General features: G+C 39.5%; 14 protein-coding genes. 2 read left to right on the forward strand and 12 right to left on the reverse strand.

Features of this window, described 5'->3' with window-relative positions; translation table 11 throughout:
• Positions 1 to 295 (forward strand): hypothetical protein (locus MWU84_RS16695; RefSeq protein WP_246903810.1); only part of this gene is annotated, 295 nt, incomplete at its 5' end.
• A gap of 81 nt (positions 296 to 376) precedes the next feature.
• Here MWU84_RS16695 and atpG read toward each other — a convergent pair.
• The 12 genes from atpG to MWU84_RS16755 form a co-directional block, all read right to left on the reverse strand.
• Positions 377 to 1,237, reverse strand: coding sequence for an ATP synthase F1 subunit gamma (gene atpG, locus MWU84_RS16700; protein ID WP_246903812.1), 861 nt, complete (start codon positions 1,235 to 1,237; stop codon positions 377 to 379).
• Between the two features lie 104 nt (positions 1,238 to 1,341).
• The gene (gene atpA / locus MWU84_RS16705; RefSeq protein ID WP_246903814.1) at positions 1,342 to 2,916 is read right to left on the reverse strand and encodes a F0F1 ATP synthase subunit alpha; all 1,575 of its coding nucleotides are present in this window, start codon (positions 2,914 to 2,916) and stop codon (positions 1,342 to 1,344) included.
• A 58-nt stretch (positions 2,917 to 2,974) separates the two neighbouring features.
• Complete coding sequence (gene atpH / locus MWU84_RS16710) at positions 2,975 to 3,514, reverse strand: ATP synthase F1 subunit delta (protein WP_246903818.1); 540 nt, start codon at positions 3,512 to 3,514, stop codon at positions 2,975 to 2,977.
• A 10-nt stretch (positions 3,515 to 3,524) separates the two neighbouring features.
• Positions 3,525 to 4,025: a F0F1 ATP synthase subunit B gene (locus MWU84_RS16715; protein ID WP_246903820.1), complete on the reverse strand. Its 501-nt coding sequence runs from the start codon at positions 4,023 to 4,025 to the stop codon at positions 3,525 to 3,527.
• 89 nt (positions 4,026 to 4,114) lie between these two features.
• Complete coding sequence (atpE, locus tag MWU84_RS16720) at positions 4,115 to 4,306, reverse strand: ATP synthase F0 subunit C (protein ID WP_031446173.1); 192 nt, start codon at positions 4,304 to 4,306, stop codon at positions 4,115 to 4,117.
• A gap of 33 nt (positions 4,307 to 4,339) precedes the next feature.
• Entirely contained in the window at positions 4,340 to 5,416 is a 1,077-nt protein-coding gene (atpB, locus tag MWU84_RS16725) for a F0F1 ATP synthase subunit A (protein ID WP_246903970.1), read from the reverse strand.
• A gap of 124 nt (positions 5,417 to 5,540) precedes the next feature.
• Positions 5,541 to 5,927 carry a DUF6168 family protein gene (locus tag MWU84_RS16730; protein ID WP_246903822.1) on the reverse strand — a complete coding sequence of 129 codons (387 nt, stop codon included), beginning with the start codon at positions 5,925 to 5,927 and terminating at the stop codon, positions 5,541 to 5,543.
• A gap of 56 nt (positions 5,928 to 5,983) precedes the next feature.
• Positions 5,984 to 6,214, reverse strand: a complete 231-nt coding sequence (locus MWU84_RS16735; protein ID WP_246903824.1) for an AtpZ/AtpI family protein — start codon at positions 6,212 to 6,214, stop codon at positions 5,984 to 5,986.
• Positions 6,192 to 6,623, reverse strand: coding sequence for a polymer-forming cytoskeletal protein (locus tag MWU84_RS16740; RefSeq protein ID WP_246903826.1), 432 nt, complete (start codon positions 6,621 to 6,623; stop codon positions 6,192 to 6,194). The genes MWU84_RS16735 and MWU84_RS16740 overlap by 23 nt, the downstream gene beginning before the upstream one ends.
• 19 nt (positions 6,624 to 6,642) lie before the next feature.
• Positions 6,643 to 9,186, reverse strand: coding sequence for a hypothetical protein (locus MWU84_RS16745; RefSeq protein ID WP_246903828.1), 2,544 nt, complete (start codon positions 9,184 to 9,186; stop codon positions 6,643 to 6,645).
• A 195-nt stretch (positions 9,187 to 9,381) separates the two neighbouring features.
• On the reverse strand, positions 9,382 to 10,077 hold the full coding sequence (locus MWU84_RS16750; protein WP_246903830.1) for an ABC transporter ATP-binding protein: 696 nt from the start codon (positions 10,075 to 10,077) through the stop codon (positions 9,382 to 9,384).
• A gap of 10 nt (positions 10,078 to 10,087) precedes the next feature.
• Positions 10,088 to 11,560 carry a DUF5687 family protein gene (locus MWU84_RS16755; protein WP_246903832.1) on the reverse strand — a complete coding sequence of 491 codons (1,473 nt, stop codon included), beginning with the start codon at positions 11,558 to 11,560 and terminating at the stop codon, positions 10,088 to 10,090.
• A gap of 128 nt (positions 11,561 to 11,688) precedes the next feature.
• Here MWU84_RS16755 and MWU84_RS16760 point away from each other — a divergent pair, with 128 nt between their 5' ends.
• A complete protein-coding gene (locus MWU84_RS16760; protein WP_246903840.1) occupies positions 11,689 to 12,738 on the forward strand; it encodes a ferredoxin--NADP reductase in 1,050 nt (349 codons plus the stop codon).
• Positions 12,739 to 12,765: the final 27 nt, after the last annotated feature.

The raw sequence follows: 12,765 nt of genomic DNA on the forward strand, positions 1-12,765 counted from the left end.
GAGGTTCATGAATACCTTATTCCAAAATAAACAGGCAATGAATAAAACGAAACAAAAGAAAAGACCCTTCTTCACTATGTGGTCCCTAAAATCTCGGGGTTTTAAGGACCGATGCCATGGACAAAGACCCGCCCAACAACAGGCCTCGCCGGCCGTATTCAAAGGTATTCATAACGGACAAAGATTTTGGATGCTATGCAGGTTGACCGAACAAAGAAAAGGCCTATTTTCAAATTTAAATCTAACTTTTCAGATTGATCCAAAGGAGGCCATGAATATAAAAACCCCACAATAATGCGGGGTTCTATATACTGAAACCTATCCATAACGACAGGAATTTTATTTAAAACTTATATGTTCAACGCCTAAATTGCGCCTAGTTGTTCAGGGCCTCAGCTCCACCAACAATTTCAAGGATCTCGCCGGTGATGGCAGCTTGTCTTGCTTTGTTATAGGTAAGTTTCAACTGATTTCTCAACTCAGTTGCATTGTCCGTTGCCTTGTGCATGGCGGTCATTCGAGCACCATGTTCACTAGCAAACGAATCACGCACCCCTTTATACAACTGTGTCTTTAACGATTTTGGAATCAACTGTTCCACAATCTCTGCCTTTGATGGTTCAAAAATATAATCCGCAGCCGAATTGGCTTCACCTTCCACCGGAACAATTGGCAAAAACTGCTCTGTCATTACAATTTGCGTAGCCGCATTCTTGAACTTATTATATACAATATCAATCCTGTCATAGGCCCCAGTGGTAAATAGGTCCATTAGCTCCTCCGCAATAGCAGCAACATTATCAAAGTTCAAATCATCATAAACCGCACTATGGTTTGCAATAACCTTGTTCTTTTTCTTTAAAATATCATTGGCCTTTTTACCAATAGCAATAAAATCTACCTGTTTCCCTGCATAGGTCTCCTTTGACAACAATGCACTTTGCTTTAAAATATTGGTGTTAAAGGCCCCACATAAACCACGGTTAGAGGTTATGGCAACGATCAAAACCTTTTTTACTTCACGGTTATCCGCAAACTTGCTTCCGGAATCTGCATCGAGGCTAGCGCTAAGACTTTGTAAAAGCTCCGACAATTTATCGGAATATGGACGCATTGCAGTAATGGCATCCTGAGCCTTCTTCAATTTCGCGGCAGATACCATTTTCATGGCACTGGTAATCTGCATCGTTGAAGATACCGAGGCAATCCTATTACGTATTTCTTTTAAATTGGCCATAGGCTACACTTAAGCTCCCCAAAGAGAGGAATACTGTGTTAGACATTCATTTATGAAATTTCCTCTGCCCTTTTTGGTCCAAAAAGACAGAGGAAAATACTTTATTAATATTTCGCGGATAGATCTTTAGCTACTGTGCTTAAAACATCTATCACCTCATCTGTTAATTTTCCTGCCTTCAACTGATCCAATACGTCTCTGTGCTTGGCATTCAAATACTCGATATAATCCCTTTCAAACTCCTTAACCTTCTCAACAGGAACTTTGTTCAACAAGTTCTTAGAACCTGCATAAATAATAGCTACCTGATCTTCTACTGTAAAAGGATCATTCTGTGCCTGTTTAAGAATTTCAACGTTTCTACGTCCTTTTTCAATAACATTCAATGTAGCGGCGTCCAAATCTGAACCGAACTTGGCAAAGGCTTCCAATTCACGGAACTGTGCCTGGTCCAATTTTAAGGTACCTGCTACCTTTTTCATTGATTTTATCTGAGCATTACCTCCAACACGCGAAACCGAGATACCAACGTTGATTGCAGGACGAACCCCTTGGTTGAAAAGATCTTGTGTTAAGAAAATCTGACCGTCCGTAATAGAAATTACGTTGGTAGGAATATATGCCGATACATCCCCAGCTTGGGTTTCGATTATAGGCAAGGCTGTTAAAGATCCACCACCTTTTACCATAGGTTTCAAAGCCTCTGGCAAATCGTTCATATTTTTTGCAATAGTATCATCGGCGATTACCTTTGCAGCACGCTCCAATAATCTGGAGTGAAGGTAAAATACATCCCCAGGATATGCCTCACGTCCCGGTGGTCTTCTTAACAACAATGATATCTCGCGGTAGGCAACCGCTTGTTTTGACAAATCATCATAGATAATCAATGCTGGTCTACCAGTATCCCTAAAATACTCCCCTATAGCCGCTCCGGCAAAGGGTGCATAAACCTGCATAGAGGCAGGATCGGAAGCATTTGCAGCTACAATGGTAGTATAGGCCAAAGCTCCAGCATCTTCCAATGTTTTGGCAATGTTTGCCACCGTAGAGGCTTTTTGACCAATTGCAACATATATACAATATACAGGTTCCCCTGCATCATAGAATTCTTTTTGATTCAAAATGGTATCCACACAAACGGTAGTCTTACCCGTTTGACGGTCACCAATAACCAACTCACGCTGACCTCTACCTACCGGAATCATGGCATCGATAGCCTTGATACCCGTTTGTAGCGGCTCGTTTACCGGCTGACGGAAAACAACCCCAGGTGCCTTACGCTCCAACGGCAGCTCATATAAATCTCCCGTAATTGGTCCTTTACCGTCTATAGGAGTTCCCAATGTATCTACAACACGCCCTACAATACCTTCACCAACTTTAATGGAGGCAATGGTCTGGGTACGCTTTACAACTGATCCTTCCTTTACATTTCTGGACGGGCTCAACAATACCACACCAACGTTATCTTCTTCCAAGTTAAGAACGATCCCCTGAAGTCCACCTTCAAATTCAACTAATTCTCCGTATTGGACATTAGACAATCCATAAACCCTAGCGATACCATCACCTACTTGTAGAACGGTACCTACCTCGTTTAGTGAAGCTGATGCTTCAAACCCCGATAACTGCTTCTTTAATATTGCTGATACTTCAGCGGCTTTTACTCCTGCCATTTGTTATAGATATAAGATTAGGACCACATTGAAAACCAACATCGTCCAAAAAAATTATTTATAGACTATTTGTAAACTCTCTTTTCAAATTACTCAATTTGTTGGCTATACTTGCGTCGTACTGCAAATCCCCAACTCGCAAAATAAACCCTCCAATAATGCTCTCATCCACTTTATTCTCAATGGCAGATTCATTACCGGTAAGTTGAACTACTTTGCCCAATATTTTTTTCTCAAGATCGGCGCTAAGTGGTACCGCCGTAGTTACCAAGGCTACACCCTGACCTTTACGTGCTTCATTTAGAATGATGAACTTCTCGGCCACATCGTTCAAAATAGAAATACGCTTATTATCCACCAAGGTTGAAATAAGTCCCTCCGTAACAGAGCTGCTCCCCTTGAAGATTTCCGTCAACGCCTTCTTTTTTAGTTCGCCTTTTAAAACAGGGCTACCCAACATTTCCTGAAGTTCGGTACTATCGTTTATAGTAGATAGAATATTTCGAAAATCCTTTTCTACCTGTTCAGTAGCTTTATTTTCTACCGCCAGGTCCAATATGGCCTTTGCGTAACGTACGGCTGCTCTAGCTTCGTTCATATCCCAGTTCCTAATTTAGCTTTATGTCCCCGATCATTTCCTCGACCAACTTCATTTGTTTGGCTTTATCGGAAAATTGTCCTTTAATAACTTTTTCCGCAATCTCCAAGGATAGGGTAGCTACTTCGTTCTTTATATCGGCTACGGCAGCTTTCTTTTCGCTTTCGATAGCAACTTGTGCCTGCTTGATCATTTTATCTGCCTCCGCCTGTGCCAATTCCTTGGCATCGGTAACGATTTTCTCCTTCATTTCACGGGCCTCTTTAATCATTGATTCACGTTCAACACGTGCTTCCTGCAAAAGACGTTCGCTATCGGCAGTAACATTTTGCATTTCTTTTTTGGCGTTCTCAGCTGCGGCCAAGGCATCCTTAATTCCTGATTCACGATCTTCAACCGCATCAAGAATAGGCTTCCACGCAAATTTACGCAACAAAAGAAGCACTGCTATAAACAATAACAATTGCCAAAAAAACAATCCAAATGAAAACTGCTCTATTAATTTTTCCATGTCCTAATATATGAAATGTAAACGTTTAATTTTTAATTGTAAAAGAACAGCTATAACCAACCGTTATAGCCGTTCTTTATTTTGTTTGACTATGATGCGAAAAGCGCAGCAAAACCAATACCTTCAATAAGAGCCGCAGCAATCAACATTGCTGTTTGAATCTTACCTGAAGCCTCTGGCTGACGAGCGATGGCATCCATAGCAGAACCACCAATTTTACCAATACCTAAACCAGCACCGATAACGATCAAACCAGCTCCTACAATAGTTGGGATTTCCATAATATATATAATTAATTATTAAACATTCTACTCTTAGTGATCGTGATGTTCCTCAACGGCCGAACCAAAATACAGGGCGGACAACATCGTAAATATATACGCCTGTAAGGCAGCTACCAACAACTCCAACAAAGAAAGTGCAAATGCCAAACCAAATGACAACGGACTTCCTATCCAGTTTTTGAAGATAAACATCATTCCCAAAATACTCATCAAGACAACGTGACCGGCCGTAATGTTCGCATACAAACGAATCATTAGGGAGAAAGGCTTTATAAAGGTTCCCAAAAGCTCTATCGGCGCCAAAACAATCTTCATAAACACAGGCACATCGGGCATCCAAAAAATATGCTTCCAGTAATTCTTATTTGCGGTAAACGTAGTAATCAAATAGGTAAGTATGGCCAAAGCAAAAGTTACCGCTATGTTGTTGGTAACGTTTACCCCTAGCGGAGTAAGCCCTAAAAGGTTAATGATCCAAATAAAGAAAAACACCGTCAACAAATAACTCATGTATTTCTTGTAATGCTTCTCGCCTATATTTGGAATAGCAATATCATCCCTTATATACAGTATGATAGGCTCCAACAGGCGACCTATACCCTTTGGCATAGAACTGGTTTTGTACGATTTGGCCATTCTGCCAAATAAAAACAACATCAAGGCAGACACCAAAAATATAAAAACGACGTTTTTGGTAATGGAAAAATCCAATGGTTTTACATTGGTCACATGATGATCTTCATCATAGTTAATGGTTCCTTCAGCATCGGTCTTCACTATTTTACCATGATAAAGGGCATAATAATTACCATCTACCTCAGCTACAGATTCCCCATGGTGGAATTTGGAGGAAGAAAACACCTTTAAGCCGTTATCCCATAAAATTACTGGCAATGGAAAACCTACGTGTTCATTTTTTTCTTCATCTATAGTAAAAAGGGTAAAATCGTGGGAATCCAACAGGTGATGGTCAATAAATTCCTTGATTTCGGTTTTTAGGCTTCCTTTTTCTTCGCTGGACGAATGGTCCTTTTCTTGTGCGAAAGCATTGATACCCAGAAGAAGTGTAACAACTAAAAGAACTTTGACGTAAAATGGTTTTTGCATATCGCTTAAAATATCGGTCTCAAAAAATCCGTGCAAATGTACGCTTTTATCTCAAAAAGAAAAAAGCATTAAACGGTTTATTTTAAGCCACAACTTAAAAGTAATATGGAAAACAAAATTGAGGTTAACTATTTAGCATTCTGGCTGTAAAGAATGTCTCCAAAAGCAGGCACAACAAATAGGGAACAAAAAAAGTGGTAAACTCCAAGGTTTCCATGTTCCCATCCGCGTTGTAGAAAGGATAAAAAACAATAAAGAAAAATAGAAACTTGAGCATGCTTCCCCCTAGAAAAAGAAATCCGATCTGATCCCTCCATTTCTCTCGGAACCAATAAAGCACAGAAAATATGATCAAAGCCAGTACCACATTGAGCAAATAGGCCAAAACGATCATATGGTCCAATAAAGGAAACCCGAACAAATAAAGTATGAGGATATGAAGACAAAAAACCAATAGGCTCAGCAGTACTAGAGAAAGGTAAAAAGCAATTGGGAATTTTTGTTCGGACATTAAGAAACTGTTTAAGTTTTATACAATAGCATCAATAAACAACACTTAGACAGTTTCTAATACTTTATGCGTTTCAATTGCTGCAAAACCAAGTAAATTGCAACGGCCACTCCCAGCAATGTAAGCACAATAACAAAGGTTTTGGACTCCATTTCAAAATATTCATCCAACCACTTTCCTCCCTGGGCCGCCAAAAAAATAATCCCTCCCATTTCCAAGGCAATGCCGGAAAGTATGGCAGCATTTTTTAATCCATTATTATTTTTAGGAGGCTTTTGCTGGCTCATTAGTGGTTGCTGAATGTTTAGTTGGGCTATTTACAGCGCCTTTTCCTTCCTTGCCCTTCATGGTACAGGCAGCATTAAAGGTAGCGCCGGGTTCAACCGCTAATTTGGATACGATTACTGTTCCTTCGATAACAGCGGAAGATTTAAGGGACAAGAGGTCGGCCACGATCAACTCTCCATTAAAATTACCCTCTATATCGGCATTGACACACTCTACTTTCCCATGGATATAACCATCGCTTCCGATGACCACTTTTCCTGAAGTTTTTACGTTGCCGTCCAATTTTCCATCGATTCGAAAATCAGCTTCGGAGACGATGTCCCCTTTGATTTTTGTGTTTTTTTCAATTCTGTTGGGTTGTCCGCCTAATTCTGTCATAACACGAGGTTTTTTGTTATCTGAAAACATTTTGCTAAGGTTTTGGGGTTTATTGCTGAGCTTTATAATCTGCTATATTCTTATGTACTTGAATTATTTTATAGTTGTTGGATAAAATTACGAAATTCTCATCATCGATTCGGTAATCCTTATTGTTTTTTATCAGTTCTGCATAGCCTAAAGCATAGTCCTTGGATTTAAAGCCATGCACCACTACAAATTGATCCTCTAGATTATAGATGTCTTTGGACACCATATTCCTATACTTCAGATCCTTTATGGATTTTTCCAATAGTTCCTTGAGCCTAAGGGCCTTTTTATCGTCCCTAATTTTTAGTGGAAATACTACCTTCCAATTTCCAGAACCTGTAGATTCGGTTTCGGTGGAAAAAACCTTGGGCTCCAACTTAGGTAATTGTTCCGCTACCATGGTTTGTGCTTTTTTCCCTTCAGGATTATTGGGATAGTTTAGGGCTACATAATTCAATGCCTCCTTAAAATCCTCAAACCCCTGTAGTCTGCCAATGGCATTAGCTTTTAACATTTCAAATTTTGGAACAATGGGATCTCCGGTGTATTTGCTGATATTTTCCTCTGCCCCTGTAATCACCTGCAGAAATTCTTGATTTTGGAACATTTTATACAAGCGCTGATACTTGGCATCCGGACTATCTGCACTTCCTGTTAGCACGGCCTGTGGGTTTAAAAGAATTTCCGCATATCTGGATTCGGGATGATTCTTAATAATATCATATTTCATATCTGTTGCCAACGAACTTCCAGATGCTTCATAAATTTTATAAAGATTATATTTTGATGGAATTATGAGCCTTTCCTCAGGATTGGATTTTAGAACGCTTTCCAATTTACCAGCTGCCAAAAGATTTTCCTTAAATTTTTCCTTGTAGATCAGCCCCAATTGATAATTGGCAAAGTTCCGTTCAGTTTTTAAACTGTCTATCAGCTCTGGATCCGTGGGTATTTGACTTAAGTAAAACTCAACACTGTACTTTTCCTCTTCACCAACAGCAGCAACATTATTCGCTCCGGTATTGGCCGCATTTTCACCGCTTACCTCAAGATTTTGAGCTTTGGATTTATTGGACCATCGCCAATCGTCTTCTAGGCTTCGCTTGCCCCACCTAGTTTTAAAATCGTTCTTGCCATAACCCAAGGTAGTTATATTATAAAAATAAAACTTGCCTTTGTTTTCCTTTCCACCCTTTGTTTTACCAAAAGCTGCAAAACCGGCATTGGCCATATTTTCTTCCTTCTTTTTTACTTTCTCGGCAATCGCTTTTAATTCGGCAATATAATCCTCGAAATAGGTTACCCTATCATCAATAGAAAACTCATATAAAGTAATGACGCTATCCGTATACTGAACCACCTCCTCATACTTGATGACATCTTCCAAGTTATCCAGTTTTTTCTTGACCTCCCTATACTTTTTGGTATTTTCCTTTAAATTCTGTAGTACGCTGTCATAATATGCCCCGGAAGGTTTATACTTGTTCTGGTCAAAATTATAGATCGCCAAATTTTCATAGTTCAGGGCATTCAATTGAGGCATATTTTGGGTAGCCCTCAAGGATTTGTTATAATACAGCAAGGCCAAACTGTCGGATTCATTGGCCAAATGGAACTCCGCTACCTGACGGTATATTTTGTTCAAAAAGGGCCTATTTTCCCGATCTTCCTCCAATTCGGTAAGGTACTCGTACAACTCCTCCCTAATGTCATCGGTAAGTTCGGTATTCTGGATTTTTTGTAAATGCGCATTGATCATATATACCCTGGGCGATTTCCTATTTAAGTCGATCACCTTATCAAAGGCGTAATTGGCACTGTCCTTATGGCCTAATTGATTGTACAATTGACCAATAATATACAAGTAACGACCTTTTTCAGGATTTTTTTTGGTATATACCGATGCAATCTTCAACTGCTGAATGGCGGTATCTGGAATATTTAGGTTGATGTATGCCTGACCCATCATGGAACGGGCATCGGCATATTCCTGATCGCTTAAATACTCCAGTTTTATTAAACGCTTTAAGTTCCTAAGTGCTAGTTCTTCATTTTCCAGACGAATATTTACCTTCTCCCTCCAAATGGTTGCTTCATTAAGCTTATCGCTCTGAGTATATTTATTTAGGATATAATTAAAGGATTCCAAAGCGGGCATATAACGCTGGTCAAAATACCTGGCCTTCCCTAATAGCAAAAAAGCCTCATCGGTCTGGGGATTGCGCTCCTCATCCTTAATGTCCATACTGTGTTTCTGTATAGCCTTGGTAGCCTTTTCCTCGGCAATAAGAAAATTGGGGTTATTATCTTCAGAATCCAGCTTTATGTCTTCAGTGACCTCCAGTCTTTCCACTGGCAATATTTCCCAATAGTTATCCTGATATTCAGCATTGAGACCCTCCCGCCCTTCTTCAAAAGCGATATTACCGTTGTACAAGGTATTGAACTTGGTATTAAGTGCATGCCAATTACGGTTTAGCATGGCGTCTTTCTTGGTAGAACAGGCATTAAAAACCAATCCTCCTAAAACAACTGAAAATATAAGTCTATTGCGAAGCTTCAAAATTCTATGTATTCGTACGTATCCTTAACTGAAAAACAATAGGATTATTATGCAGTTGGTCGACAAAAACAGTATTATTTTTAGTTGATGGATTATTCCGAACCTGCCCAATGCAACGATTAGGGGGTAAACCCTTTTGAGAATAGATGGCGAAAATTGTTTAAATTGATTAGCCCGGCATGGGCCCCGGGAAAATTATCCTCCAAAAAAAACTTCCAACTCTTTCAAGGTTTCTGCAGAGGTCTGTATATCTTTTACCTGCTCTCCCTTGTTCAACACTACAATTCGCTCACAAACCTCTGTAACGTGCATAAGATCGTGACTGGATACCAAGACGGTAACTTCTTTACCGGCCGATAAACTCCGGATAATGGCTTTTAGCCTAATTTGTGTTGTTGGATCCAAGTTGGCAAAAGGTTCATCCAATATTATTACCTCTGGATTACCAATGAAAGAGGCCACAATACCTACCTTTTTCTGATTTCCCTTGGACAGATCCCTCAAGTATTTTTTCTGACCCAAAATTTCCCCGTGAAAAAAATCCTCGAATCCCTCCAAAAGCTTGTCTACATCGGCCTTGTTTTGGCCTCTTAGTTCCCCGATAAAATAGAAGTACTCCTCAGGTGTTAAATACCCGATCAAGAAAGTTTCATCTATAAATGCCGAGGTAAAAGGTTTCCAGGCCTCACTTGTATCTACCTGCACTCCGTTATTCATAATATGTCCAGTACTCGGCTGAATTAAATCGAGCATCAAACTAAAAAACGTGGTCTTTCCAGCGCCATTATTGCCTACCAAGCCAAAACTTTGACCCTTGGGGATTTCCAAATTTTCAATATTCAATACCATGGATCCACCGTATTTTTTTGTTAAATTTTGGACTGTAATCATAGCTGTTTTTTTAAGCTTTTTGTTTGTAGGCTGCAAGCGTCTTATACTTTTCCTTTTTGTAGATGCCCTCTATCATAGAAAAAACTTTATTTTTAAATGCAAAACCGATAACCCCCGCCATGCCAACAAAAATATAGCCTGTGGTTGGACTTATTAAATAGTGGCCTAGAGCATAGACCCCCAAAGGTAAAATTAACTTGGGCAAGGTTAACATTAGTGTTTTTGTGTTGAAAGCCTGCTTGTCTCCAAACGCCTTTTTGTTGGATGTAAGATCAATAGGTGTTTTAATATAAGCTCCGCCCCATAATACTAAGTAGGAGTTGACGCCAATATTATAAATGGCCCCTACAAGGACCGCCAAATAGGCATCCCATCCGAAATAAATATAAAAGGAAGCCAAAATCGTACTGAAAATGGTGGCTATGGTAATCAGATACCATTTGGAACTTAAATATTCCCTATACCTAATGTTCTGACTCATCATAAGGGGATAGTAAGAACTGTCCCAACTGGGCACGAACTGGCCAAAACTAAACAAGAACCCTCCAGAAATAAAAATACCTGCAAAAATCTTCCAAACAGGTCCGTCGTAAACCTCCACTGCGCCCGTAAAAAAGAACAGTCCATAAAAAATAAAGAAAAAACTCATGATTACGGAAGTCCTTGATCGCTTGTTCCTTCTAATCAATTTTATATCGTTCTTTAAAAAGGTGCCCAGATTCCCAAAACGGTTCAACCATGCATAGTCCTCAGTTTTGGCGGTGGATTTCTTTCCGGCAAGTCCGGCATCCAGATACATATGCTTTTTAAAATAGGCAAAGGCCCAAGTAATAATTGCCATCAACAATCCCCATGTCAAGAAGGCCATCCAAGGCAAGGCATAAAGAGTTTCAAAAAATGGCGAGGTGTAGTGCGTTATATTAAAAAGCTCGTAATACTGACAGATTCCAAGGACAGAAAAGAGGCCGAGTAGCGCATAAAAAACATTGTCTTTATTATTGACCAGTACATTTATGAAATTATTGCAAAAAAACAGCGCCATGATTCCCAAATGCCAACCAATGACACCCATAGGATCATAGCCCTCTTTTAATAAAACAATTGAAAAAGGAACAAAGAAAAAGGCATGTGACCAATTAAAAAAAGAAACCACCGTTTTCCCTAGGGAGTATCCTACTACCTTACTTTTACTCATTGGAAGGTAGAGCAAAGGTTTAATATTGGTTATCGGCATTTTCTGTAGCATGTACCTTATATATAGATCACCCACCAAGTAGTAGATCATAAACTGGTTGACAATTAAAAGTGGATCTCCCCAACCTTGTTTTTTGATGATATAAAAAGCCCCTATTCCAAGCCCTAGGAATACGGCCATAAAATAAAGAGCCCCAAAAACCATAAAAATCTTTATGGCAAGATTTGCTTTAAAAGAGGCGGATCTAAAAAAGGATTTCCATTCAAGCGTAAGAAAGTGCTTTAGCATTCTTTTGGATAGTTAAACCTGACAGATTAGTGCCTAATTTAGGGTATTTGTTACAAACAGCTGGTATTTTTTTAATTTCCCGTTTTAAATCCTCCCCGCTTTGCTTAATTTTGCACCAAAGATTTAATATGGCCCACTTTCATTCGCTTACCGTTCAAAAGATTAAACCGCTTACCCCTAACTCAGTTGCTATTACTTTTGCCATTCCCAAAGAACTGATCCAGACCTTTGCCTTTACCGCCGGTCAGTACATCACCATTAAAAAGGAAATAAAAGGCAAGGAGCTACGTAGGGCATACTCCATTAGTTCCTCTCCTAAATGTGAGGGCATTACCATTGGTGTCAAGAAAGTGGACAAGGGGGGCTTTTCAGATTTCGCGCATAACAAACTTAAGGTAGGGGATGTATTGGAAGTAATGCCTCCGGAAGGCCGATTTATTTTTAAACCCTCCTCCAATCCAAAAAATATAGTAGCCTTTGCTGCAGGTAGCGGAATTACCCCTATAATGAGTATTGCCAAAACTGTCTTGGAATCCAATTCCAAGAATAATTTTGTTTTAGTATATGGGAATAAATCCTATAAGGAAACCATGTTCTATACCGATTTAGTGAAGCTTCAACTGGAATATACCAATAGGTTTCATATCTATTTTATCTTGAGTCAGACCCAAGAGGACGAATCCATTTTTGGACGTATCGAAGCTTCCACGGTGAACTATGTCCTTAAAAACAAACATAAAAATCTAGAATTCAACGATTACTATCTATGTGGTCCCGAGGCCATGATAGAGTTGGTGACCGAAAATCTCAAAAACAAGGGTATTACTGAGGATAAGATACATTATGAACTTTTTACCTCAACGGAAATCAAGGACGAACTTCCCGAAAAGTTGGATGGAAAAACCCAGCTGAAGGTTATTGTAGATGATGAGGAATTCTCCCTATCTATGGATAAAAACAGTTTGGTACTCGATGCCGTTTTAAAAGAGAATATAGATGCCCCATATTCCTGTCAAGGAGGCGTTTGCAGTAGTTGTATAGCCCGTATCAAAGAAGGCAAGGCCGATATGGTAAAAAATCAAATTTTAACTGATGGTGAAATTGCCGAAGGTTTGATCCTAACTTGTCAGGCGCACCCTACAACCCCCACACTAACGGTGGATTATGACGATGTGTAAATGGAGGTTTTGATTCCTACTATTACC

The organism is Arenibacter sp. F20364, assembly GCF_023015905.1.
GTDB lineage: Bacteria > Bacteroidota > Bacteroidia > Flavobacteriales > Flavobacteriaceae > Arenibacter.